Source organism: Bacteroidota bacterium, assembly GCA_017303975.1.
GTDB lineage: Bacteria > Bacteroidota > Bacteroidia > JAFLBG01 > JAFLBG01 > JAFLBG01.
In genome coordinates this window covers 126,666-152,393 of record JAFLBG010000001.1, presented here as the reverse complement: position 1 = coordinate 152,393, position 25,728 = coordinate 126,666, and the positions used below count along the sequence as shown (strand labels likewise).

At 36.7% G+C, this 25,728-nt stretch carries 19 protein-coding genes and 1 tRNA gene; 9 read left to right on the top strand and 11 right to left on the bottom strand.

What is annotated here, in order from left to right:
* Positions 1–67: 67 nt before the first annotated feature.
* The 3 genes from J0M08_00705 to J0M08_00695 all read right to left on the bottom strand — a co-directional run bounded on the left by J0M08_00705 (position 68) and on the right by J0M08_00695 (position 3,660).
* A complete protein-coding gene (locus tag J0M08_00705) occupies positions 68–1,396 on the bottom strand; it encodes a citrate (Si)-synthase, eukaryotic (protein ID MBN8701561.1) in 1,329 nt (442 codons plus the stop codon).
* A 246-nt stretch (positions 1,397–1,642) separates the two neighbouring features.
* A complete protein-coding gene (eno, locus tag J0M08_00700) occupies positions 1,643–2,932 on the bottom strand; it encodes a phosphopyruvate hydratase (protein MBN8701560.1) in 1,290 nt (429 codons plus the stop codon).
* A gap of 119 nt (positions 2,933–3,051) precedes the next feature.
* Positions 3,052–3,660, bottom strand: a complete 609-nt coding sequence (locus J0M08_00695) for a superoxide dismutase (protein ID MBN8701559.1) — start codon at positions 3,658–3,660, stop codon at positions 3,052–3,054.
* 82 nt (positions 3,661–3,742) lie between these two features.
* On the opposite strand from J0M08_00695, the gene J0M08_00690 reads away from it, so the two are divergent.
* The 4 genes from J0M08_00690 to J0M08_00675 all read left to right on the top strand — a co-directional run bounded on the left by J0M08_00690 (position 3,743) and on the right by J0M08_00675 (position 8,555).
* Positions 3,743–3,916, top strand: coding sequence for a hypothetical protein (locus J0M08_00690; protein MBN8701558.1), 174 nt, complete (start codon positions 3,743–3,745; stop codon positions 3,914–3,916).
* Between the two features lie 306 nt (positions 3,917–4,222).
* Positions 4,223–4,372, top strand: coding sequence for a hypothetical protein (locus J0M08_00685; GenBank protein MBN8701557.1), 150 nt, complete (start codon positions 4,223–4,225; stop codon positions 4,370–4,372).
* Between the two features lie 57 nt (positions 4,373–4,429).
* Positions 4,430–7,702, top strand: a complete 3,273-nt coding sequence (locus J0M08_00680; protein MBN8701556.1) for a gliding motility-associated C-terminal domain-containing protein — start codon at positions 4,430–4,432, stop codon at positions 7,700–7,702.
* A gap of 220 nt (positions 7,703–7,922) precedes the next feature.
* Complete coding sequence (locus tag J0M08_00675) at positions 7,923–8,555, top strand: DUF4412 domain-containing protein (GenBank protein ID MBN8701555.1); 633 nt, start codon at positions 7,923–7,925, stop codon at positions 8,553–8,555.
* A 14-nt stretch (positions 8,556–8,569) separates the two neighbouring features.
* Here J0M08_00675 and J0M08_00670 read toward each other — a convergent pair whose 3' ends face one another.
* Positions 8,570–9,475 (bottom strand): LD-carboxypeptidase, encoded by a 906-nt coding sequence (locus tag J0M08_00670; GenBank protein MBN8701554.1) that lies wholly within the window; start codon positions 9,473–9,475, stop codon positions 8,570–8,572.
* Positions 9,476–9,532: 57 nt separating this feature from the next.
* Here J0M08_00670 and J0M08_00665 point away from each other — a divergent pair, with 57 nt between their 5' ends.
* Entirely contained in the window at positions 9,533–10,153 is a 621-nt protein-coding gene (locus J0M08_00665) for a thioredoxin family protein (GenBank protein MBN8701553.1), read from the top strand.
* Here the strand turns inward: J0M08_00665 and J0M08_00660 are convergent.
* Positions 10,142–13,597 carry a PKD domain-containing protein gene (locus J0M08_00660; GenBank protein MBN8701552.1) on the bottom strand — a complete coding sequence of 1,152 codons (3,456 nt, stop codon included), beginning with the start codon at positions 13,595–13,597 and terminating at the stop codon, positions 10,142–10,144. The two genes, J0M08_00665 and J0M08_00660, sit on opposite strands and share 12 nt — an antisense overlap.
* Positions 13,598–13,667: 70 nt before the next feature.
* On the opposite strand from J0M08_00660, the gene metG reads away from it, so the two are divergent.
* Positions 13,668–15,740: a methionine--tRNA ligase gene (gene metG / locus J0M08_00655; GenBank protein ID MBN8701551.1), complete on the top strand. Its 2,073-nt coding sequence runs from the start codon at positions 13,668–13,670 to the stop codon at positions 15,738–15,740.
* 13 nt (positions 15,741–15,753) lie between these two features.
* Here metG and J0M08_00650 read toward each other — a convergent pair whose 3' ends face one another.
* Positions 15,754–17,010 carry a DEAD/DEAH box helicase gene (locus tag J0M08_00650; protein ID MBN8701550.1) on the bottom strand — a complete coding sequence of 419 codons (1,257 nt, stop codon included), beginning with the start codon at positions 17,008–17,010 and terminating at the stop codon, positions 15,754–15,756.
* A 152-nt stretch (positions 17,011–17,162) separates the two neighbouring features.
* Between J0M08_00650 and J0M08_00645 the strand changes: the two genes are divergently transcribed.
* Positions 17,163–18,119, top strand: a complete 957-nt coding sequence (locus J0M08_00645; protein MBN8701549.1) for a threonylcarbamoyl-AMP synthase — start codon at positions 17,163–17,165, stop codon at positions 18,117–18,119.
* A 2-nt stretch (positions 18,120–18,121) separates the two neighbouring features.
* On the opposite strand, the gene J0M08_00640 is transcribed toward J0M08_00645, so the two are convergent.
* The 3 genes from J0M08_00640 to J0M08_00630 form a co-directional block, all read right to left on the bottom strand.
* On the bottom strand, positions 18,122–20,350 hold the full coding sequence (locus tag J0M08_00640) for a tetratricopeptide repeat protein (protein MBN8701548.1): 2,229 nt from the start codon (positions 20,348–20,350) through the stop codon (positions 18,122–18,124).
* A gap of 49 nt (positions 20,351–20,399) precedes the next feature.
* Positions 20,400–20,487: transfer RNA gene (locus J0M08_00635), tRNA-Ser, on the bottom strand.
* Between the two features lie 37 nt (positions 20,488–20,524).
* Entirely contained in the window at positions 20,525–21,460 is a 936-nt protein-coding gene (locus J0M08_00630; GenBank protein MBN8701547.1) for a CPBP family intramembrane metalloprotease, read from the bottom strand.
* Between the two features lie 97 nt (positions 21,461–21,557).
* On the opposite strand from J0M08_00630, the gene acs reads away from it, so the two are divergent.
* Entirely contained in the window at positions 21,558–23,456 is a 1,899-nt protein-coding gene (acs, locus tag J0M08_00625) for an acetate--CoA ligase (protein MBN8701546.1), read from the top strand.
* Positions 23,457–23,458: 2 nt separating this feature from the next.
* Here the strand turns inward: acs and J0M08_00620 are convergent, their stop codons facing one another.
* Both J0M08_00620 and J0M08_00615 read right to left on the bottom strand, forming a co-directional pair.
* Entirely contained in the window at positions 23,459–23,938 is a 480-nt protein-coding gene (locus J0M08_00620; protein ID MBN8701545.1) for a hypothetical protein, read from the bottom strand.
* A gap of 15 nt (positions 23,939–23,953) precedes the next feature.
* On the bottom strand, positions 23,954–24,175 hold the full coding sequence (locus J0M08_00615; GenBank protein ID MBN8701544.1) for a DUF2132 domain-containing protein: 222 nt from the start codon (positions 24,173–24,175) through the stop codon (positions 23,954–23,956).
* Between the two features lie 87 nt (positions 24,176–24,262).
* Here J0M08_00615 and purD point away from each other — a divergent pair, with 87 nt between their 5' ends.
* The gene (gene purD, locus J0M08_00610) at positions 24,263–25,537 is read left to right on the top strand and encodes a phosphoribosylamine--glycine ligase (protein MBN8701543.1); all 1,275 of its coding nucleotides are present in this window, start codon (positions 24,263–24,265) and stop codon (positions 25,535–25,537) included.
* Positions 25,538–25,728: the final 191 nt, after the last annotated feature.

Here is a 25,728-nt window from a genome sequence, read left to right as displayed (position 1 = left end):
AAGTTTAGAAAGTTTAAAGTAAAGAACAACTTTCAAACTTTTCAACTTTATAACCTTCAAACTATTGTTATTGTTTTACAGCAGCTGCAATCTTCTTCTTAATTCCTTCGGTAGTAACCGATCCTGGACGTTCAATTGGATGACCCAATGCTCTGTCCCAAATTAAAGACGCTAATACTCCTAATGCTCTTGAAACACCAAACAATACGGTGTAGAAATCAAATTCTACAATTCCGTAGTGCATTAATAATGCTCCGGAATGCGCATCTACATTAGGCCATGGGTTTTTAATTTTTCCGGTAGATTCTAAAATAGGAGGAGCAACTTTGTAAATCATTTGTACTATTTCACACAAATCATCTCCTTTTCCACCTTCTTTAATGTATCTATTATAAAAATCTTGTTGTGCAGAAAAACGAGGATCTGTTTTTCGCAATACCGCATGTCCGTAGCCTGGTACAACTTTTCCTTCGACTAATGTTTTGTGTATATAATCTGCAATTTGCTTTTCGGTTGGTAGATCAACACCTAGCTCTTTGCGCATATCCAAAATCCATTTTATTACCTCTTGATTTGCCAAACCATGCAAAGGTCCCGCCAATCCATTCATTCCGGATGCAAAAGATAAATATGGGTCGCTCAATGCAGAGCCAACTAAGTGTGTAGTGTGCGCAGAAACGTTTCCACCCTCGTGATCCGCATGGATAGTCATGTACATGCGCATCAAACGTTTTACATTAAACTCTTCGTAACCCATCATGTGAGCAAGGTTTGCAGCCCAATCTAATTTAGGATCTGGTTCAATATGCACATCATCTTTGTATTTTTTTCTATAAATATAAGCCGCAACCCTTGGTAGGCGTGCAATTAAATTCATAGAATCTTCGTAGGTGTGGTCCCAATATTCTTTTTTATTTACGCCTTTTCTGTATGCTGCTGCAAATAATGATTCTGTTTGCATGGCAGTTACTGCAATGCTAAACATAGTCATAGGATGCATGTTTGCGGGTAATTTATCTAATACGTCAAACACGTGTTTTGGAACAATCGCTCTGCGAGCCCAGTTATTACTCACATTGTGAACATCTTCTTCTGTTGGTAGTTCACCCAATAACATTAAATGAAAAATCCCTTCCGGCAATGGTTCTGTACCTCCGGGAGCTTTTGGCAGCTTCTCGCGCAACTCAGGAATGGTGTATCCTCTAAAGCGAATACCTTCTTCTGCATCTAACTTAGACGTTTCGGTTACTAGTCCTATCATCCCCTTCATCCCTTGATAAACTTGAGCTACAGTATATTCTCCAAGTTTAACATCACCATGTTCTTTAATTAAGGCTTTAACCTCAGCTGCCATTGGTGTAGCTTTTGCTACAAATTTTTCTTTAAGGGTATCCATATACGTGAATAATTAATTAATTACAACAAGTGTACAAGATGCTTGTTCGTTACTAAATATAATAAATTTAGAGATTGCTCTGTCGGGTGGGCGTAAATAAATTTTTACGGCACACATTTACCCCTTCAACCCTTTAAATATAGAGTTGAAGAGGTAAGTCTTAATTATTAAATTGTGTTGTGTTGAGTTGTTCCCTCGCTGAAATGGAACTAAAGAAAAATCATGAATGGGTAGAAAACTTTGAATTTATTTTACAAACTTCCAGTCTTTGCCCAAATAGCGAGCGTTCTCACCCAATTGTTCTTCTATACGCAATAATTGATTGTATTTTGCAATCCTGTCGGAACGAGATGCAGAACCCGTTTTAATCTGCCCGGTGCACAAGGCAACCGCTAAATCTGCAATGGTAGCATCTTCTGTTTCTCCGGAGCGGTGACTCATTACGCTTGTATAGGAGTTTGAATGTGCCAATTGAACTGCATTTATAGTTTCGGACAGAGTGCCTATTTGATTCACTTTTACAAGAATAGAATTCGCAATTGACTTGTCAATTCCTTGCTGCAAACGATTTACATTGGTAACAAATAAATCATCGCCTACTAATTGAATTTTTTTGCCTAGTCTTTCCGTCAATAGTTTCCAGCCATCCCAATCGTCTTCTGCCAATCCATCTTCAATAGACACAATTGGGTATTTTTTTGCCCAATCAGCCCAAAAATCAACCATTTGGCTTGAAGTGAGTTTATCTCCCGTAGATTTTTTGAAATGATACACTTTGTTCTTAGCATCATAAAACTCAGATGCAGCAGCATCCATCGCAATATAAACATCCACGCCCGGCTTGTACTTAGCGGCTTCAATGGCTTTAAGAACCATCTCTATCGCTTCTTGGTTTGACTTGATATTAGGCGCGAAGCCGCCCTCATCTCCCACATTGGTGGAATATTTTTTATCTTTTAATACTTTCTTAAGGTGATGGAAAATTTCAGTTCCCATCCTAAGCCCATCACTAAAGGATTCTGCGCCAACGGGCATAATCATAAATTCTTGAAAGTCGATGCTGTTATCTGCATGGGATCCGCCATTCAAGATGTTCATCATTGGAATTGGTAATAAATTAGCATTTACACCTCCTACATATCTGTATACTGTTTGTCTAGACTCTTCCGCACCAGCTTTTGCAACTGCCAAAGAAACACCCAAAATAGCATTTGCACCCAATTTGCTTTTATTATCGCTACCATCAAGGGCAATCATTTTTTTATCGATTCCAACTTGATCAAAAATATAGTGATTGTTTAATTCCTCTCTAATTACGGTATTTACGTTATTTACAGCTGCTGTTACGCCTTTTCCCATATACACATCCTTGTCGCCATCGCGCAACTCAACAGCTTCGTGCGATCCGGTAGAAGCTCCCGATGGAACAGCTGCACGTCCGATGCTTCCATTGTCGGTAATTACATCTACTTCAATAGTTGGATTTCCTCTAGAATCAAGTATTTGACGGGCAATGATGTTTGCTATAAATGTCATGTTTTTTAGGTGTTAAATTAGTAAGTACTAAAGTAAGAAAACGACTGTAATAAAATAAGAAATGCCGAAACGCTCTTTATAAGAATGAATTCGGCATTTCTTCGAAGAATTAAGTAATGTTATTTCGCTTCAGCAAATCTGCGTGCCACTTCATCCCAATTTACTACATTCCAAAAGGCTGCAATGTAGTCTGGTCTGCGGTTTTGGTAATGCAAATAATACGCATGCTCCCAAACATCTAGTCCTAAAATTGGAGTGCCTTTTACTTCAGCAACATCCATTAAAGGGTTATCTTGATTAGGTGTAGAGCTAACTACAAGTTTGCCTCCACTAACTGACAACCATGCCCAACCAGAACCAAATCGGGTTGTTGCAGCAGCTGCAAATTGTGTTTTAAAATCAGCAAATGTTCCAAATGCTTTATTAATAGCTTCAGCAAGAGCACCTGTTGGTTCTCCTCCACCTTGAGGTTTTAGAATAGTCCAAAATAACGAGTGGTTGAAATGTCCGCCCCCGTTGTTTCTTACCGGCATTGGATATTTGGAGATGTTTTTGCAAATTTCTTCGATACTTAGTTTGTCAGCATCTGTGTCCTTAATTGCATTGTTTAAATTAGTTACATATGCTTGATGGTGCTTGCTATGGTGTATTTCCATTGTTTTTGCATCAATATGTGTTTCTAATGCATTATATGCATAAGGTAGTTTAGGTAATTCAAAGGCCATGATTTGTATAAATTAAAAATTAGTAATTAAGAATTAAATTGTAGGGCTAAATTATAACAAAACAGGAATATTTGTATATTAAAATATGTTAAACAAGAATTATAGAATAAGTTGTGCTGCTTTTTTGTTGGTATTGTTTTGTGGCTGTCTTCCAAACGAGCAAACAGAGCGTCAAAAGAAAGATGCTGCTAAACAAAAAATGGATTCGCTATTTGCTCCTATAGATTCTGCTAATATTTCTAAATCAGCAACAGAATAAGTATCCTAATTGTGTAAAGATTTATACAATTTTTTACTATTGAAAACGCAAGCCTAACTATAGCTAAATTGAAGGGGGAGCATTTTTCAATCACCTACCCATGTGCATTTTCATCATTTTATTTATTTTAGGAGTATTAGATTCTTACAAAATAGTGTGGTCGATTAATCAGTTAGAATATATATTGGTAGAAAAAGAAGTAACAAGTAAAATGCTATGAAATTGCTATCTGTCACTAGCTTACTATAAACGATAATGACAACACGCCAATACTATTGATAATCAACAACTTAAAGACACATGCAAATGAAAACAAATCTTAACTTCATTAATGAGAAACGATTATATCAATTAGATGCTAGAAGGTACAACACCATTCCTCTTCTAAAAGAGATGATGCTTGCCACATTGTTAGTGTTTTCGTTTTGCTTATTTATTGATTGGATAAACAAATAATTGAGAATTTCTACTTTAATTTTTCTTGATTTTAATTTCGATGTAAAACACATAAAAATGAATTTTTTATCCAAATTGCTGGTTACTATTGCGCTTTTGATTTTTGCCACAAAAGCCTACTCAGGAAACCCTCAATACTGGGCATATAACGGAGCCGGCAGTTTTTCATTTATTCAAAACAACGGGCAGTTTAATTACAATCCTTTCGCCTCAGGAAAGATTGTTGCCGGAACCGACCATTCAAATTTGTCGGTTTTTATAACCGACTCTGCAGAAATAATTTACAAACTAACAACTATAAAAAAAGAAAATCGCCTCCGAAATTATTTTATGAAGTTTAAAAAAGAGGAAAAAGAAAAGCAAGAGCTAATTACGGAGTATGTTAAAATAAGGTGGATAGGAGCAAATAAAAACTTTTCTATTAAAGGTATTGACACACTGCCCTTAAACTACATGTATGTGTTGGATAATGGAGCCAATGGCAGACCTCAAATAACTTGTAGGGGTGTTAGAAAAATTGTTCTAGAAAATATTTATCCGAATATTAACGTAGAGTATTTAGTGGATAGTAGCGGGAAAATTAAATACAATATCATTCTTTTACCCGGTGCGAAAAGTGAGCAAATTGCACTTGAATACAACGGTACAACTAATGTACAAATAACAAACACAGGCAACTTGCAAATTCGCACTAAAAACGGAAAAATAACAGAGAGTGCCCCAAAGTCATTTTTAACACAAAAACAACAACAGGTTTTTCACCCATCTAATTTTATGCTTAATAAAAACATTGTACGTTTTCAAGTTCAAGAATACAACAACAGCGACACACTTGTGATAGACCCATGGATTTATAGCAACACCGGAACCTTCGATTCTTATTTTACATTAGATGTGGACTCGTTAGAAAACACCTACGTATTAGAAGCAATTAATCAAACGACAACGGTTTGGTTAAATAAATTAGACATGAATGGTGCATTACAATGGAGATTGTATATTACCGGGGCAACGGTTGCTGATGTTAAAACTACGCATGGGGGAACGAGTTATGTTGCTGCAATGTCTAATTCGGGTGGTCCATCTAGTGCTATTGCCAGTGTTTCTACCCATGGGCAAGTAAACTGGATTGCAACTGTAAATACACTGGATCTATTTGAGGTATGGGATATTGATTTCAATTGCAAAACAAATGGGATTGCAGCAGGTGTTGGATCTACTCAATCCGGAAACGCCTGTTTTGCGGTATTTGACAGTACAACTAAAACTATTTCTAACAAAGTATCGGGGTCCGGTATTGGTGGGTATGACATGGGATCAATTACTATTGATGAAACAAATGGAGATATTTTTGGATTGGGAGTTGATGCTGCAAGTCAACGATTTATGCGTGTGGATAAAAATTTGAATATTCTCTGGAATATACAAATCCCAACTATTTCTAATGGGGGCAACAACATTAGCAATTTTGATAAATATGTTTTTTTCATTGTACCCGAACCATTTTACAAAAACTATTATTTGTATAGGTGTAATAAGTCTAACGGAGCAATCAATGCCTCTGTTCCATTATCAATGGGCATTGGCAATCAAGTTGCTATTACTATAGATAAATGTGGAAATATTTTTGCTTACGGTGATACCGCTATATTTGCTCCAAAAATTTTAGTTTTTGATACCGCACTAAATCTTGTAAATCAACTGGCAGCTCCACTTGGAGCTTCTTGTATAAGGGCCGTGAATGGAAACTTATATGCATGCGGCTATGGCGACTACAGTTCAAATCCTTCTTCGGTATATAAAATATCATCTGGCGTTTCTTGCTCCGAAGACACACTCCTTATTACCACCAAAGCATTTGCAGCATGTGGCAACTCGAATGGGTCTGCTCAAGTGCTATCTGTTGCAGGCGGACTTCCAGCCTATAGTTTTCAATGGAGTAACGGATCAACCAATGCAAACTCAGGAGCTTTATCTGTAGGTAATCATTTTGTTCAGGTAAAGGACAATTCTTGTATTGTAAAAGTTGATACAGCGTATGTTGCTATAGGAGTGGCACCGGCTATTTCAACTTCTTTAGCGTTTACCTCACCAAGCTGCAATGCCGATTCCAATGGCACGGGATATGTATCTATTATTTCGGGAGTCTCTCCTTTCACTATACAATGGACTAATACCGTAGGTGTAACAATTTCAAACAATGACACAGTAAAAAATTTAATAGCCGGACTGTATTATGTTCAAATAACCGATAGCAATAACTGTATATTGACAGATACATTATCTCTTACCGAGCCTGCACCACTACTAGCATCTACAATTGGAAATAGTTTTGCTTGTGGTAACGATAGTACGTACCTTGTTGCAAATGCGATGGGCGGGAATGGCGGCTACACCTACACATGGTTACCCTTTGCAATAAACTCAGGCACACTTCAAACAAGCATTAGTACTCCGGTGAATTACACACTGAATATAACTGATAGTAAGGGGTGCAGCGTTAATTATTATGACACGTTAGCAATTTTTCCTAAACCTGTAATCGATTTTATGTACACTGATTCTTCTGTTTGTTTGGGAAATTGTATTTTATTTAAGCCAATATCAAATATAAATTATCAATTAAATTGGGCATTTGGAGATGGTGTCAATTCATTATTAGATTCTGTTTTGCATTGTTATAATACAACAGGAATTTATGATTTGGCGCTGACAGCAACAGATTCAAAGGGTTGCACAGCTACAGTAAAAAAGAATAACGCAATAGCTGTAAGCCCACTACCTAGTGTAGATTTTATGCCAAGTACTACTCAAACAGAACTGATAGACCCGATAATTTATTTTACTAACCAAACCAATGGGGCAACATGGTACCAATGGGACTTTGGAGAAAAAAATTCGACAACAAATAGTGCTACTAGTTTTAATGCCTCACACGCCTATTCTGACACGGGCAATTATTGTATCAACCTAATTGCGACAACAAATATGGGGTGTATAGACTCTACAAAGAAATGCATACGTATAAAACCAAGTTTTTCGTTTTATGCACCCAATTCAATTACACCTAATAGCGATGGGCTAAATGATTATTTTAATGGAAAAGGAATAGGGATAACGAGTTATCAGCTTTGGATATTTGATCGTTGGGGAAACATTATTTACACTACCGGAAAAACAACTTCGCCAGATACTGCCACACCATGGGATGGAAAAGTTGCAGGAGGAACAGATTTAGCGCAAGAAGGTGTATATGTTTGGAAGGTAAGCCTAAAAGATGTGTTTGGTAAACAGCATTCGTATTCGGGTCATGTAAGTTTAATTCGCTAGTCGTAGTTTATATGTTAGTCCTATAAGAAGACGTTTTTTTATACTACTGGCTGAATCGTGCACGAATACTTCTTTATAAACTTCAATTGTTTATTTGCCAAAACTTCAGTTACTTTAGTATAAGAACTAATTACAGTTAAATTATATAACCAAACATCCATATAACTAAATCAGTCAAACACGGATGAATATAAAAAATGCAATTAAAAAATTTAGAACTATGAAATCAATTTATAACTTTCTGTTTTGCTTGCTTATTTCCACATCTATCTCTGCTCAAGGGTTTGAGGGCACCATAGAATTCAAAAAGCAAACAGAGGTGGATACAAGTAATTACATGTATTATGTAAAAGGTAGCATGATTCGTGTGGATGAGGTTGGTGCTAAATATGAAAATACCGAAGGCTCTTTTTTAATTGATACGAAGGCAGAAAAAATTACTGCGGTTAGTCATCAGCGCAAATCGTATTTTGATCAGCCGGTAAAAAAGTATGCAGGCACCGCAACTAATTTTGAAATAATAAAAACTAAAAACACAAAAGTGCTTCACAATTATAAATGCACAGAGTACATTGTTAAAAACAAAGCAGAAAACACACAAGTTGCTTACTGGATGGCACCCGGAGGGTTTGGGTTCTTTTCTAGTTTTATGAAAGTGTTGAATAGAAAAGAAAAGATTTCTCAGTATTATTTGCGACTAACAGGCACAGATGGAATGTTTCCTTTTTTAGCTATTGAAAGTAGCTTGTCGGGTACAGAAATAGGTCGTTTGGAGGTTACTAAAATTCAAAAGAAAGTACTAGATGACGGTAAATTTCAAATCCCAACTGGGTATAAAAAAAGTATTGACTAATTTTAATAGAATAGTTAATTTGAAAATTCAGCTTTCTTAGTAGTTAATGTAATCAGAGCCTTTTTACCGAAAACAATGGTGTTGTTTTCATCAATATGACCAGCCGGAAAGTTAAATAGAATAGGGAGTTTCAACTCTTTTAAATTATCCACAATTATTTCCTTTGCATTTTTCCCAAACGGAATGGTGTTGTCTTTCATGTCGCTCATTCCGCCTACTAGCAAGGCCTTACAGCCTTTAAAAAAACCGGACCGTTTTAAGCTAAGCACCATGCGGTCTATGTGGTAAAGGTATTCATCCAGATCTTCTATAAATACTATTCTGTTTTTTGTGTTTACTTGTGATGAGCTTCCTTGCATAGCATACAGCAAGGATAAATTTCCACCTACCACAGCGCCTTCTATCTTATTGGCTTTTGGCGCATTTATTATTTCTGATGAAAATGTGTACTTGTTAACTTCTCCAAACAATGATTTACTAAGCGTTTCAACAGCCTCCTTGTTTTTGTTGAAGGTCAATGGCATTGGAGCATGCATGGTTGCGATATTCAAATTTTGGTTGATGTGTGCATGCAATACTGTAATATCGCTAAAGCCAATAATCCACTTAGGATTCTTTTTAAATTTTGTAAAATTCAATTTATCAATAAGTCTTAACGTGCCGTATCCACCTCGTGCACAAAAGATGGCTTTTATGTTTTTATTGTCTAAGGCATCTTGCAAGTCTTTTGTGCGCTGTTCATCCGTTCCAGAGAATTGATTCTTTTCTTCAAACAAATTTTTACTCAACACCACCTTTAATCCCCAGCTCTGTATGGTTTTTATGGCAGGAGACAATTCTGCTTTAGTTACTTTGCGCGCAGGAGCAACAATGACTATAGTGTCGTTTTTTTTTAGGAATGGAGGAATGATAAAACTCATTTATATTGTTATTGACAGTAAACAAGTTTACGAAAAGTTTTAAATACCTTTATGCATATGAACACTCTAATTACACAGGAATTACTCAATAACGCTATAAGCTACTCTCAATACCGCTCATTAATTGATAATTTATTAGAACAACATCAAACAACAGGTACGGACCATTCAGAATCAATGGTTGATTACACAAAGATGAATGTGCAACGGATGAATAAGTGGGATAAAATAGCTGTTGTAGCCGATGATGTAAAAAACAAAATAGCTGCTATCAATAAAAAGATTACACTTTTGATAATTACCGAAGGTTGGTGTGGAGATGCTTCACAAATACTTCCTGTCATTAACAAACTATGCTTGTTAAATAGTAATATAACCGCAAAGTATATTCTGCGCGACAAGAACCCCAAAATAATAGATTTGTTTCTAACCAACGGTGCTAAAGCAATTCCAATAATCGTAGTATTAGACTCGGAAACTCTTAGTGTTCTAGGTCATTGGGGGCCTCGACCGAAAGACGCACAGAATATAGTATTGGAGTATAAGAAAAATCCTACTACCCCTAAAGAACAAATGTATGCAGCAGTGCACGCCTGGTACGCAAAAGATAAGGGTGTACGTATTCAACAGGAGTTTTTAGCAGCACTTGAAACAGCTACAAAAGGGTTATCGAACTAAATTTATAGTTCCGTTTATCTGCACATTTTCCTGTTTCTTTGTTATCCCAATAAATGAAAAACTAAATGCGGCTGTGTTCAATTTTTTACCGCCATCAGTTCCATCCCAACACTGCATTAAATCTGTTGTTTTAAACACCAATGCCCCCCATCTGTCATAAACAGAAAACTCGAAAGAACCGAAACACTCCGTACCATAAATGCATAAAACATCGTTTTCTTTATCACCGTTAGGCGAGAAAGCGTTGGGAATAAACAGTTTCCCGGCATCACAATCTAAAACATACACAAAAGCACAGGCGGTATCAAAACACGATCCATTAAATGCTTTAACGCAGTAGTCATCGTTTTGCGTTGGAGTTATCGTAATTGAAGCTGTTGTTTCACCACCATCCCACAAATAAGCTGCTGCAAGAGAAGATTGCAACACTAAACTATTTCCCGGATAAACAGAAGCTGTAACAGGAGATACAAGTGCAATGGGAGCTGTAAGAATTGTAATATCTGTAACAACAATACTATCGCAGCCTGTGGCGCTAGCTCCAAACAGCGTGTCTTTTACTAGCTGAGAGGTGTATTGCCATGCTCCCTTTACAAACGCGCTATCGCAAGCAGATACAGAAACAGTAGATTGTATAGGAGCCAAAACGGACAAGTTTATATTTGAAATACTGTCACAGCCATTGCTTCTTAAAAAATTACCAGAATAAACACCACTAGTAGAGCGTGAAATCCCGTGTATAAAAACAGATTGCCCATTACATATATTGACATTGCCATTTGTTGCGATCGAATTATTTATTTGAATAGTTGTATTTACAATACTATCACACCCACCCGGAGCCACACCAATAGCAGTATCAGAAACTACTTGATTAGTATAGTACCATTTACTTTTAAATAAAACACTATCACAAGATGCCGTAAGACTGTTATTTAAAATAGCGTTTGCAGTAACAGACAAATTAATTGTAATTATACTATCACAACCCAAGTAGGTTGCAATGGTATCTTTGTATATGCCGGATTGGGTATAGATTTTACCAGCGGGACTTGTATAACCACCGCAAACAATAGTACTAATAGAGGCTATATTGTTGCTTTTATGTATTACCAAATTATATTGTACAACACTATCACAACCGCTATAGGACGCTGCAATAAGCGTATCTAGAACTGTGGATGAATTTAAATACCAATTATTTTTAAAAAAAGTACTGTCGCAAAAAGAAGAAAGAGTAACGGAAGCAACCGCAGGAGGAACAACAGCATTTGCTGTAGTTATAAATGTATCTGCAGTGCAAGTTCTTGGTCTGCTTACTACCAATTGCACCGAATAAGTACCTGCAACACTGTATGTATGTATTCCAGGATTATACACGTTAGAGGTGCCGCCATCTCCAAAACTCCACTGGTAACGAAGCGTATCGTTGGTATAGAATGTACATGGAGGTTTTGAAAGTGTATCAGAAAGATTCACAATTGGTAAAGTTAACGAGCACTGGCTTGGTGTTAAATTTACACTAAGGTTGGATTGAGCTGTATCTGGTATAGAAAAGTGAATGGGGGCGGCATTTTGCAATCCATACCGTAGTTTATTTCCATTCATGTAAATGCTATTTACAATGAGGTTACATGAAAGACCGGGATTGTTGGGATTTTGTATTTCACTAAGCCAAGTGCTATCAGGTCTTACAAAATATACTTTATTATTTGGTGCTAATTGCATACTAGCAACTAAACCCGACACCGGTATGTATGTAGGAAAATTATTATTTGTTAAATCGATTTGAATAATATAGTTTTTTCCACCAGCATACAACTTAGTATTATCGGGGGAAAATGCAATACCATATAGCTGTTCAATTCCAGGCTCAATAATTTGTTGATTAGATAAAATGCCGGTATTTAGATCAAAATCGACTAATCTGATTCTGTTGTACTGAGTAGAGGAAACAGTACCTTCTATAACAGCGTACATTCTTCTGTTGGGAGATATAGCGCTTCCCATAACCGCTCTATTCATTTTTTTAGCAACAGCAGGATTTGCCAAACTACTTATAACGGGTGCGGCAATTCCGGACGAAGAAACCAAATACGTTCTAAATGTATCTTGGCTGGTAGGCACAATTACCCAGTATTCTGCTAGATTACAATTTTCTGCTACCTTTTTAACAGCCCCTTTTAATACTTCTGACTGAAAACCTGATTTTAAAAACAGGGCCGCATTCTTGGTTGTTACGCTTCCTAATCCTCCACTCAAAGACATGTCCACAATAGAATAGCGATACCCTTGACTTCCGCTAGATGCGCCACTACTTGTAAACACATAGTATTGTTTTATATTACCAGGGTTGGGTATAATCAATGCACTTTCAGTGGCTGACACCCCGCTCAAAATACCATTACCATTGGTCATCACAGCATGATTAGCATTGTATATGGTTTGTCCATTGGTGTAAAATAACAATGCGCCTGTTTTAGGATCGCTTATAGTTGCACCACCCTCTCCGGTACTAGGATTCATTTGTCCTCCACCAACAAATACAGGATTAGCTCCCGAGAAATCAAGTCCGTTGTTGTTAAAGAAAAACCAATTGTTGTTCGATTTAGAACTACCAATATTTATATCTCCAGAACAAACGGTAAGTAGTGTTGCTTTCTTGTATTCACAACCGGTACCGGTGTTTGAGCCTACAACACTCACTAAATACTCGCCCGGTTCCGGAAATGCATGCGCTACATTCTGTCCTGAAGCAGTAGCACCATCTCCAAAATACCATGTCCAATTAGTAGCAGTGCCGGGAGCAGAAAAGTTGATGCTGTTGCAAGGGCAGCCTACAGTATAGTTAATGGCAGATACTAGAGTGCTATCATTAGGAAATAAGATAGGTTTTGATTTGGTATTCGAACAAACCGTATTTTGAGCTGTTAAGGACACAACATAGCCACCTGGTTGAGCATACGAATATGTCGGGTTCTCTAGGGTAGATGTGCCGGCAATAGTACCATCACCAAAATTCCAAGAAAAATTAAATAGGCCCGCCACAGACTGATTTGTAAATTGCACATTTATATTCGGCTTGGCGCATGGATCAGAAAAAGAATATGAAAAATCAACCATCGGAGCTGCAAGCACAGTGATAGTTAATGTACCAACTGCAACAGGGTTTGGTTGGTCGTATGCAGTGATAGTTAGGGTAAAAACGCCTGTTGTAGAATAAACATGAGCCACCTTATTGTAGGGAGCGGTAACAGTTTCCGACAACCCCTCTCCCCACTTAATTTGAATAGAATCACCTGTACTCCCCGTTAACAAAAGGGTGATTTGATTATTTACACAAATAGAATCGTTAGTGGGAACTTGGAATGAAGCCACCACATTCTGCCCATTAGCTAAACTGCCAACGACAAAAAACAAAATAAATAATATGTGCTTATACATATACGCAAGTTAAATTTTTTCGAACAAAGTTCTTCAGTGCCTGTAACATATTTCGTAATTTGTGGCTATTATGCAAAACCCTAAACGATATTTAATTACAGCAGCGTTGCCTTATGCAAATGGACCGGTTCATATTGGTCATTTGGCGGGATGCTATTTACCGGCCGATATTTATGTGCGTTATTTACGAGCTATTGGTAAAGACGTGCTTTTTATTTGCGGTTCAGACGAACATGGTGTACCTATTACCATTAAGGCAAAGAAAGAGGATATAACTCCGCAGCAAGTGGTGGACAAGTACCACAAGATAATGGGGGATGCTTTTGCTGAGTTTGGAATTTCTTTCGACACCTATTCGCGTACATCTGCAAAGATTCATCACGAGACCGCTTCCGAGTTTTTTAAAAATTTGTATGATAAAAAAATATTTACAGAAGAAGTAACAGAACAATACTTTGATGAAAAAGCCAATCAGTTTTTGGCAGATAGATACATTGTTGGCACTTGCCCCAAATGTAGTAATGAGAACGCCTATGGCGATCAGTGTGAAAAGTGCGGCAGTTCTTTAAACCCAACTGATTTAATAAACCCGCGTTCTACATTAAGTGGAGAAAAGCCGGTTTTGAAAAAAACAAAAAATTGGTTTTTGCCATTAGATAAAATGCAACCAGACATTGAAAGCTATATTGATTCTCACAAAGACTGGAAAACCAATGTGTATGGGCAGTGTAAATCGTGGTTAAATCAAGGGTTACAGCCTCGCGCTATGACGCGTGATTTGGATTGGGGTGTAAAAGTGCCTGTAAAAGATGCAGAAGGAAAAGTGCTGTATGTTTGGTTTGACGCACCTATTGGATATATTTCCGCTACTAAGGAGTACTTTGAAAGTTCAAAGTTTAAAGTTCAAAGTTCTAATAAACTTTCCAATTGGGAGCTGTACTGGAAGGATAAGGAAACTAAATTGGTTCATTTTATTGGGAAAGACAATATTGTTTTTCACTGTATTATTTTTCCTGCTATGCTCATGGCGCATGGAGAGTATGTGTTAGCAGATAATGTGCCGGCTAATGAATTTTTGAATTTAGAAGGCGATAAAATCTCCACCTCTCGCAATTGGGCTGTTTGGTTACATGAATATTTGCTTGATTTTAAAGACAAGCAAGATGTACTGCGTTACACCCTATGCTCCAACATGCCGGAAACAAAGGATAATGATTTTACATGGAAAGATTTTCAATTAAAAAACAACAGTGAATTAGTTGCTATACTTGGAAATTTCGTAAACAGAACTATTGTCCTTACCCATAAATACTATGACGGGAAAGTACCTTCGATGGCTGGTTATGAAAGTGAATATAAATCTATTATCGATCAGATAAAAGATGTTCCCGTAAAAATTGCTACTGCAATAGAGAACTTTAAATTTCGGGAAGCACTTACAGAACTTATGAATTTGGCGCGTATTGGAAATAAATTTTTGGCAGATACCGAACCCTGGAAACTGCAAGCAACAGAGCCGGAAAAAGTAAAAGCAATATTGCACATTTCACTGCAAACATGTGCTAATCTCTCTGTGTTAATGGAGCCATTCTTGCCTTTTACAGCGAGTAAATTATCGAAAATGCTTAATATGTCTGGTGTTTTATGGAGTGGCACTGGAGCTATTGACTTGCTAAAAGAAGGGCATGTTATTCAACCCGCAGCATTACTATTTGAAAAGGTAGAAGACCCATTAGTAGAGGCACAAATAAATAAATTAGAAGAATCAAAAAAAATGAATGCTGCAACTACCAAGTTGATTGAGGCTGCAAAGCCGGAAGTTACTTTCGATGAGTTTAGCAAAATGGATATTCGTGTAGGAACTATTCTAGAGGCAGAAAAAGTTCCAAAAGCAGATAAATTGTTGAAATTAAAAATTGATACCGGTATCGATCAACGTATAGTAGTATCGGGTATTGCAGAGCACTACAAACCAGAGGAAATTATTGGAAAAAAGGTAAGCATCCTAATAAACCTTGCACCTCGCAAAATAAAAGGAATAGAATCGCAAGGCATGATTTTAATGGCGGAGAATAGTGATGGATCTCTGTGTTTTGTATCGCCCGAGAAAAGCGATATACAAAACGGTTCAACAATAAGATAAAGCTAATAAGTAGCTACCACCTCGATCTTGATTTCGCAAATCTACTTTGAGGTCTATTTCCATCGCCCTTTGGTCTTGAGTGCCCTCCATTTCTTCGTCCTTGCTGCTGTTTTGGCGCTTTTACAGGATTGTGATCCATTAAAGGGAATGGATGATTATCTATAACAGGTATTCTTTTATTAATAAGTTTTTCTACATCGCGCAAATATTCCTTTTCTTCCGCATCACAAAAAGAAATAGCCGTTCCCTTTGCCCCTGCCCTTCCGGTTCTTCCAATGCGGTGTACGTAGGTTTCAGCAATGTTGGACATTTCGTAATTTATTACATATTCTAAATCATCCACATCAATTCCACGTGCAGCAATATCTGTGGCCACTAGTACACGTGTTGTTTGTGCTTTAAAATTTGTCAACGCACGCTGTCTTGCATTTTGTGCTTTATTGCCATGTATGGCTTCGGCTTTTATATTGTGTTTCAATAAAACCTTCACAACCTTGTCAGCGCCATGCTTCGTCCGAGTAAAGACCAAAGCCGTTTTTATATTTGGGTCTTTCAAAATTTCTATCAGCAAGGCGTTTTTGTTTCCTTTATCTACAAAATAAATACACTGTTGTATAATATCCACCGTTGATGAGACAGGTGTAACGGTTACTTTAGAGGGATTTTGTAAAATGCTACCTGCAAGCTTTACGATTTCAGGAGGCATGGTTGCCGAGAAAAAAAGCGATTGTCTTTGCTTAGGAAGTGCAACAAGTAATCTCTTAACATCATGAATAAATCCCATATCAAGCATCCTATCGGCTTCGTCTAAAACAAATATCTCAACATCGCGCAAACTTAAATACCCTTGATTCATCAAATCCAGAAGCCTTCCTGGAGTTGCAATTACAATATCCACCCCATTTCGTAGAGCAGTTGCTTGAGGATTTTGATTTACACCGCCCAAAATTACAGTACACGTTAATCCGGTGTATCTGCCATACGCTCTAAAGCTTTCTCCTATTTGTATTGCGAGCTCTCTGGTAGGCGTAACGATTAAACTTCTTACTCTTTTTTTTCTATCGAAGGTTTTATTTGCACTTAATAATTGCAAAATAGGGATTGCAAATGCTGCAGTTTTCCCTGTTCCTGTTTGAGCACAACCCAACAAATCAGTGCCTTGCAAAACAATGGGAATAGATTGTGCTTGAATAGGTGTTGGTGTGGTATAACCTTCTTCTTGCAACGCTTTTAAAATTGGTTCAATTATTTGCAGTGACTGAAATTGCATAAATATATTTTGTTTATAGTTGCGCAAGGTACGCATATTTCACTTGAATAGGGCAAAAGCAAGTCGAACGATTTCCTTTACCTAGGTTTAAATTTTTGGTAAAGGTGCGCACACTGCGCGAATGACAAATTTATTTTTTCTACTTTTGGTAAATGGCAAGTATTGGAATAGATTTAATAGCAGCGGCACAACATCTTAAAAATGGCGATTGTGTTGGTATTCCAACCGAAACCGTTTACGGGCTTGCTGCTAATGCTTTAGATGCAAATGCTTGCTTAAAAATTTTTGAAATAAAAGAGCGACCTACGTTTGACCCACTTATTGTTCATGTAAAGGATATAGCTGAAATTGAAAAGTATGTTTCTGTATTTCCCAATCAAGCAAAACTTCTCTTTGAAAGATTTTCTCCAGGCCCAATAACTGTTGTATTACCCAAAAAATCTATCATTCCGGACATTGTAACATCCGGTCTAGATACTGTAGGAATGCGGATTCCCAATCACACGCTTACCCAACAACTTCTAAATTCACTAGATTTCCCTTTAGCAGCACCCAGTGCAAATCCTTTTGGGTATGTAAGTCCAACGCAAGCACAACATGTAAATGCCCAATTAGGCCAAAAAATAAAATACATTTTAGATGGTGGAGAATGTAAAGTAGGTATAGAATCTACTATTGTTGGTTTTGAAAATAATCATCCGGTAATTTATCGTCTAGGAGGATTAACAATAGAGGAGATTGAACACGTAATTGGCTCGTGCAAGGTGCAACTTAACAATTCATCAAACCCTGTAGCACCAGGGCAAATAGCATCTCACTATGCACCAAAAAAGAAATTAGTTTTAGTAGATTCCTTACAGGATGCGCAAATAGATGTTACAAAAAAAGTGGGTGCGATTGTCTATAAGAGCTATTCCGATAAAATTGAAAAGAAGAATCAATTGATTTTAACACCCGGTAACAACCTACAAGAAGCGGGAAAAAACCTTTTCAATTTTTTGCGAAAAATTGATGAACTTGATGTAGATATTGTTTATGCCGAAAAAGTTCCAAATGATGGAATCGGAAAAGCCATAAACGACAGACTATTTAGGGCTTCTACAAAATAAATCTAAAATCTAATTCCCATTAATAACACATCGTCCGTCTGCTCTTCTTCTTTCTTCCAAGAAAGAAAAGTATTGTGGAGCAACTGTTTTTGTGCATTCATTTTTTGTGAATGAATAGAAAGCAACAACTCTTTTAAAGGGGCATATTTGTATTTTTTATTTTTGGGTCCCCCAAATTGGTCAGCGAATCCATCGGATAATAGATACAAACAATCTCCTCTTTTTACAGGTATTTCAACATCTTGGTACTCTGAAGCATCTTTTTGTTTGTGATATCCTATTTGTGTTTTTGATGTTTTATATTCCTTAAAAATATTGTCTGATATAAAATAAGCCGGATTCATTGCTCCGGAAAGTGTAAGTATTTTTGTTGTCTTATTAAACTTACACAGCACAATGTCCATTCCATCTTTTACGGATTTATCATCTTGCTTCAGTAGTGCGTTTAATGTCTTACTTAAGAAAAATAAAATTTCGCTAGGCTTATCTAGCTTACGTTCGAAGAGAGCTTGGTTCAAAATAGAATACCCCAACGAAGACATGATTGCCCCCGGAACACCATGTCCAGTGCAATCTACAGCAGCAAAATAAATAGATTCCTCTCTTTTTTCAATCCAGTAAAAATCGCCACTTACCACATCTTTTGGCAAATACAAAATAAAACTATCTGCAAAGTAGATATTCAAGTTAATAGGATTAGGCAAAAAGGCTTGTTGTATTTTTTCAGCATAACTTATACTCTTAAAGATATCATTGTTCTTATCTTCTATTATTTTTTTCTGTCTTTCTATAGCTGCATTCTTACGCTCTAGCTCTGCCTTCAACTTTTTTTCTTTATAAAACTTTCGATAGGCAATTACAGATAACACGAAGAACAACACCAATGCCACTATAGTAAAAGCAATGGTATTATTCCTGTTTTTAATTGCCAATTTTTGCTTTTCTTTTTCAAGATTTAATTTATCAATTTCTATTTTTTTGCTTTTAGTTTCTATATCAGTTTTATAGGCCGCAAAGTCAATGGCAGAGGACTTCTCCATATTGCGTATTTTCTTTAGAAACAAAAGAGCCGAATCTAAATACAGGGATCTTAATTGGTAATTTCCTTTTTTCTGGTAACACAACCCAAGCAGTTCTGCACATTCTGCTTGATAATCCGACTGGTTTTTATTGCCGGCCAATGTATAAGACTCTTTGCACAACACAATTGCATTGTCGTAATCGTTATTCTCGAAGCTAATTTGTGCCGCTAATTTTAAATCCGGAATTAATTCATTAATAAAAGAACCGGCTCTGTATATTGCTATACTATTAGTTAGTAGGTCAAGAGCTTCTTTCTGCTTTTTCTGAGTATAATATAATTTTGCTAAACGAGATTGTGATTTTGCAATTCCTCTTTTATGATTTATTTGCGTATAGATTGTCAGCGCCCGCTCAAAATAAGTGGTTGCAGAATCTTCCCGGAGAAGATTTTGGTAGGATGCTCCAATTTGACTGTAAATAACTCCCAATGAGTATTTATCATCGATCTTCTGCACTATTTTCTCCGCTTCCCTACAATAAGAAATAGCGTCCTTATATTTTTTAAATTCAATGCAAACACCCGCTAGATTAGACAAACAAGTAGCAATCCCTACCGTATCTCTTAGTTCAAGTCTTAGATTAAATGCTTTTTTATAATAGTAAATAGTAGAATCCAATTTGTACTCGCTCCAGTAAACATTGCCAATATTTATATAATCGTACCCTAACCCAACACTATCTTTTAATTGGTGGTCTATAGATAAACATTTGGTATAGTACACCATCGCACTATCGTACTGGCTTTGTATTTCATAGCATATTCCAATATTTGATAGGCTCATTACGGCACCCTTCAAATCATTTGCTTTCTTGCGCAGAGAGTATGCTTTTCTGCAATAGATTAGGGCATTTGTAATATCGTTTTGTGCTAAATAAGAAATACCTAGTAGATGATTCGCATTAGAAAAATTTGTTGTTTTATTTTTCGAATTCCTATTTAAAATTATCATCTTGTTAGCCAAATCCCTTGCCAATTCAGGGTTACCTCGGTAAATAGTAGAACCAATACTATAAAGTGAATCAATATCATTATCTATGTTTGAGGTTTTTATAGATAAATAAATAGAATCGGTAGGGCTTGATGCCGTAAGGGCAAATGAACAGAAAAAAAGAAAAAAGGAAAGAATGTTTCTGACGCTAAATACCACTGCCGATAATAGAAAGTTGAACCTTTAAAAACTGACTTAATAATAGATGCGGAGAGGGCGGGATTCGAACCCGCGATACCCTTTTGGAGTATACACACTTTCCAGGCGTGCTCCTTCAACCACTCGGACACCTCTCCTAAATATTTCCGCTAAAGTAAGATAAAAAAACTATTCTTAAAGCGTAGTTTGTGGTTTTAATCTGTTTTTAAAAAAATAAAATAAAAGTGCGGAAAGTAGTATTCCGCTCAACACTACAAATATCCAATCGTTACCGGAAGCTCCTAAATCTTCTGTAGTATCAGAGATAATGGCTTTTTGTATCAAAAAACTAAGCAATACCGCTCCTGCATTATTTACAAAATGTGCTAGAATTGGCACCCAGAGCGAGCCTGACCATTCTTTCATGTAACCCAGCATTACACCCAGCAATAATCTAGGCACAAAGCCTAAAAACTGCATGTGCAATGCACTAAAAAGGGCAGAAGAAATCCAAACCGCAGCATGCTCGCTCTTAGTCCACTCTTTAAGCACTTTTTGCAATGCCCCTCTAAAAAATAACTCTTCGGCAAATGCTGCAATGAAACCGATTATAAATATATTCAATCCCAAATCCTTAAATCCTGACATTCTCAAAAAAGCCTCTGTAACTTGCTCAGCTTCCTTTTCACTTTTTCGCATCCATGCTTCTACCGACTGCAAAGCATCGGGTAAATGAAGGGATGAATTAATTGTTGCCAACCAGTTTACAAGTGGCAATGCTGATATCATACATACGATTGCCAGCACATACTGATTGTTTCTATTAGCAGCAGTAAGGTTTAAATATCCTCGATAATTAGTACTGCTCAGGGTTGCAAAAATATGAGCCGGTATAATAAACGCACCAACAGCGCTAATCAATTGAGTCATTTTCAAAACAAAAACAACATCGGGATTACTTAAATCAGATAATATCGAAAGCCCCTCTAAACTTTTAATGCCAGTCATATTCATTATTACCAGCGAAGAAATGAGGGATGCAAAAGCAGTAGCAATAAATAATAACAACCACAACAACCAAAATCGTGTCGAAACGGGCATTTTAGAAAAAGGCTTTTCAATTGTTTCCATTGATTATCTATATTTATGTCTATGTTTTAAGCGTGATAAACATACTTAAATTTAGTATAACGCACTAGTTAAATATAGTTAATCAAACCAAGAAACCATGTCGAATCGAATTACCAGTTTAGAGCAATACCATGCAGAGTATGCTAAAAGCATTGCTAATCCTAAAGAATTTTGGGCAGAAAAAGCATCGCATTTTACATGGAGAAAAAAATGGGATCATATTCTAAATTGGAATTTTGAAGAGCCCAACGTAAAATGGTTTGAAGGTGGTAAATTAAACATTACAGAAAACTGTTTAGACCGGCACTTAAAAGAAAAAGGCAACCAAACAGCTATTATTTGGGAGCCGAACAACCCTAAAGAGCAAGCACTTCACATAACCTATAACGAGCTGCATCAACAGGTTTCTCAATTCGCAAATGTTTTAAAAAACAATGGAGCAAAAAAGGGAGACAGAATTTGTATTTACATGCCCATGATACCGGAGCTTGCAATTGCAGTGCTGGCTTGCGCTAGAATCGGAGCAATACATTCAGTTGTATTCGCAGGGTTCTCGTATAACTCCGTAGCCGATAGAATAAATGACGCTTCGTGTTCTTTAGTAATTACAGCCGATGGTGGGTTTAGAGGAAATAAAACGATTAGCCTAAAACCTATTATTGATGAGGCATTGCAACATTGTCCTTCTGTACAAAAAGTAATTGTGTGCAAAAGAATAAATGAATCTATTGAAATGAATGTCGATAGAGATGCTTGGTGGCATGATGAAATAAAGAAAGTAACGAGTATTTGCGAAGCAGAAACAATGGATTCGGAAGATAAACTTTTTATACTTTACACTTCCGGTTCTACTGGCAAACCAAAAGGTGTTGTTCACACAACAGCCGGATACATGGTTTATACCGACTATACATTTAGGAATGTATTTCAATACAATTCCAGAGAGGTGTATTGGTGTACTGCCGATGTGGGTTGGATTACAGGACACTCGTATTTAATTTATGGGCCACTGCTAGCGGGTGCAACAACATTAATGTTTGAAGGCATTCCTACATTTCCGGATGCAGGCAGGTTTTGGGAAATTATAGATAAGCACCAAGTGAATATATTTTACACGGCTCCAACAGCCATCCGTTCCTTAGAAGCATTGGGATTAGATTTTGTTAGACCATACAAACTAGATAGCTTACGTGTTTTGGGAAGTGTTGGAGAACCCATTAATGAAGAAGCTTGGCAATGGTACCATGACAATATTGGAAAGGGAAATTGTCCTATTGTTGATACGTGGTGGCAAACCGAAACCGGAGGAATTATGATTTCGCCTTTAGCAGGAATTACGAAAACAAAACCGGCATACGCTACACTTCCTTTGCCCGGAATTCAACAAGTTTTGGTAGATGAAAATGGGAAAGAACTAGTTGGAAACAATGTAGAAGGACGATTGTGTATAAAGTTTCCTTGGCCATCTATCATCCGCACTACATACGGAAACCACGAGCGTTGCAGAGATGCCTATTTTTCACACTACAAAAATTATTATTTTACAGGCGATGGATGCAAGCGTGATGCAGATGGATACTACCGAATAACCGGTCGTGTAGATGATGTCATAAAGGTTTCAGGACATTTGCTTGGAACGGCAGAGGTTGAAAATGCAATCAATCAACATGCTGATATTGTAGAAAGCGCAGTAGTAGGATTTCCACACGATATCAAAGGATGGGGAATTTATGCCTTTGTAATTGACGAAAATGGCAGGAAGGATATTGATGTGTTGAAAAAGGAAATTATTGCAACCGTATCAAACTACATGGGAGCAATCGCAAAGCCTGATAAAATACAAGTTGTAAAGGGGTTGCCGAAAACCCGCTCCGGAAAAATAATGCGCAGAATTTTACGAAAAATTGCAGAAGGAGAAATTTCTAGTTTGGGAGATACCTCTACACTACTTGATCCATCAGTGGTTGAAGATATTGTGAAGGGAATGGAAAACTAAATCTATTCTTTCAATTTTTCTAAATCGGCTATATAATCCTGTTGTAGGTCTTCGTGAAGTGCATCAACCAACGAGTTTATTTTTTTTAGTTGCTGTGCGTATAAATTTACAATCAAAGCGCTTTTGTGGTATGGAATACCTGAATCCTTCAAGCTTTTGCAAAAGTAAATATGGATGTCGGCCGAATGAGACTTATCATTTAAAAACTTGCTGTATTTGCTAAGTATTCGCAACACTTTACGCAAACCCTTTTTTACATAATACAAATTTTCTTGTTGTTTTAAATTTTCGAAATGCTCGTCTATTTCTGTTTTAACAGTGCTAACAAAAAGTTCTTTGTTGGTTGATTCGAAAAGCAAGTAGTCCAAATACTCTTTGCTCTCCCGTTTGTATTTGGCAAGGCTTATACACAAATCAATTAATTCTTTAGGCTGCAATACTTGCAATTCCTTTTTTAAGTCGTTTAGGCTTGCTGATTTCACTTTTTTAAGAAGGTTTTATTTTACAATTGTATCTATATAAAGCCGCTCCACTTTCTTACGAGCCCAGGGTGTTTTTCTTAAAAATGTCAGGCTCGATTTAATACTCGGATTCTCAATAAAACAATTTATTTTAATTAATTCTCCAAGTTGCACCCAGCCATAGTATTCTAGCAAATAGTTTAGTATCATTTCAAGAGTAATTCCGTGTAGAGGGTCTTTATTATTATTTAGATTCATGAGTTTATGACTTTATGATTACAACACAATAATCATTTGTTTAACTTATATAAAAAGTAGTAATTTCAGAGAAATAATACACTATAAATGAATATTCTATTATTAGGATCGGGTGGTAGAGAACACGCGTTCGCATGGAAGCTCAAGCAAAGTAAAAAGTTGGCTAAATTATTTATCGCACCCGGAAATGCAGGAACTTCCAGTTGTGGAGAGAATGTTGCTATTTCCCCAACAGACTTCGTACAAGTAAAATCTTTCGTTCTTGCCAATAAAATAAATATGGTTGTTGTGGGTCCTGAAGACCCTTTGGTTAAAGGCATTTATGATTTTTTTAAAGATGATTTAGAATTAAAGAATATTCCTGTTATAGGTCCTAGCCAGCAGGGTGCGCAACTGGAGGGAAGCAAAGAGTTTTCAAAAAAATTTCTAATAAAAAATAATATTCCAACAGCTCAATACAAAAGCTTTACAAAGGATACACTTTCTGATGGAATAGATTTTTTGAAAACACTAAAACCTCCGTATGTATTAAAGGCAGATGGATTGGCAGCAGGAAAAGGTGTTGTTATTCCGACTACATTAAGAGAAGCGGAGATGGAGTTAACAGAAATGTTAGCTAATTCAAAATTTGGAGCAGCTTCTCAAACAGTTGTTATTGAAGAGTTTTTACACGGCATTGAATTGTCTGTGTTTGTGCTTACAGATGGGAAATCATATTTACTATTGCCGGCAGCAAAAGATTACAAACGTATTGGAGATGGAGATACCGGACTGAATACAGGTGGAATGGGCGCTGTATCGCCCGTACCTTTTGCGGATGAGACATTTATAAAAAAAGTAGAAGAAAGAATTGTTAAGCCAACCATAGCAGGGCTAAGAAATGATACTATAGATTATAAGGGTTTTATTTTTATTGGATTAATGAACTGCGGAGGAGATCCTTATGTAATTGAATACAATTGCCGCATGGGCGATCCAGAGACAGAGGTTGTGTTACCAAGAATTAAAAACGATTTAGTTGAGTTGTTCGAGGCTGTAGCAAATCAAACTCTTGATAAAACAAAAATTGATATTGATTCACGATTTGCAACCACGGTAATGCTTGTTTCCGGAGGTTACCCGGGTGAATATAAAAAAGGAATTGAATTATTGGGATTGGAAAAACCGACCGAAAGTATATTATTTCATGCAGGTACTCAACAAGAGAAAGGAAAGACTAAAACTGCAGGAGGAAGGGTGCTAGCGGTTACATCATATGGAGATTCAATAAAAGAAGCTGTTGATAGAAGCTATAAAACCATATCATCTATTTGCTACGATGGAATCTATTATAGAAAAGATATTGGTAAGGACTTAATGTAAGATTTTTACTCACTGGTATATAACAGCCATTTATAGGCCATTTTACACCTTTTATCAAATTAGGTAAACCTTAGGCATGCTTTTTGCGTTATAATGTATAAAAAGACATTATAATAACTAATACAAGCACTCATGAAAGAGAATATTAAAAGGAGATATGTGATCTTCAGAAGAACGCGTAAGACACGATT

Bases quoted from the DNA above. Each gene is read 5' to 3' on its own strand.
- J0M08_00705 (MBN8701561.1), bottom strand. From the start codon at position 1,396: ATGGATACCCTTAAAGAAAAATTTGTAGCAAAAGCTACACCAATGGCA.
- eno (MBN8701560.1), bottom strand. From the start codon at position 2,932: ATGACATTTATAGCAAACATCATTGCCCGTCAAATACTTGATTCTAGA.
- J0M08_00690 (MBN8701558.1), top strand. From the start codon at position 3,743: ATGTTAAACAAGAATTATAGAATAAGTTGTGCTGCTTTTTTGTTGGTA.
- J0M08_00685 (MBN8701557.1), top strand. From the start codon at position 4,223: ATGAAAACAAATCTTAACTTCATTAATGAGAAACGATTATATCAATTA.
- J0M08_00680 (MBN8701556.1), top strand. From the start codon at position 4,430: ATGAATTTTTTATCCAAATTGCTGGTTACTATTGCGCTTTTGATTTTT.
- J0M08_00675 (MBN8701555.1), top strand. From the start codon at position 7,923: ATGAAATCAATTTATAACTTTCTGTTTTGCTTGCTTATTTCCACATCT.
- J0M08_00670 (MBN8701554.1), bottom strand. From the start codon at position 9,475: ATGAGTTTTATCATTCCTCCATTCCTAAAAAAAAACGACACTATAGTC.
- J0M08_00665 (MBN8701553.1), top strand. From the start codon at position 9,533: ATGAACACTCTAATTACACAGGAATTACTCAATAACGCTATAAGCTAC.
- J0M08_00660 (MBN8701552.1), bottom strand. From the start codon at position 13,597: ATGTATAAGCACATATTATTTATTTTGTTTTTTGTCGTTGGCAGTTTA.
- metG (MBN8701551.1), top strand. From the start codon at position 13,668: ATGCAAAACCCTAAACGATATTTAATTACAGCAGCGTTGCCTTATGCA.
- J0M08_00650 (MBN8701550.1), bottom strand. From the start codon at position 17,010: ATGCAATTTCAGTCACTGCAAATAATTGAACCAATTTTAAAAGCGTTG.
- J0M08_00645 (MBN8701549.1), top strand. From the start codon at position 17,163: ATGGCAAGTATTGGAATAGATTTAATAGCAGCGGCACAACATCTTAAA.
- J0M08_00630 (MBN8701547.1), bottom strand. From the start codon at position 21,460: ATGGAAACAATTGAAAAGCCTTTTTCTAAAATGCCCGTTTCGACACGA.
- acs (MBN8701546.1), top strand. From the start codon at position 21,558: ATGTCGAATCGAATTACCAGTTTAGAGCAATACCATGCAGAGTATGCT.
- J0M08_00615 (MBN8701544.1), bottom strand. From the start codon at position 24,175: ATGAATCTAAATAATAATAAAGACCCTCTACACGGAATTACTCTTGAA.
- purD (MBN8701543.1), top strand. From the start codon at position 24,263: ATGAATATTCTATTATTAGGATCGGGTGGTAGAGAACACGCGTTCGCA.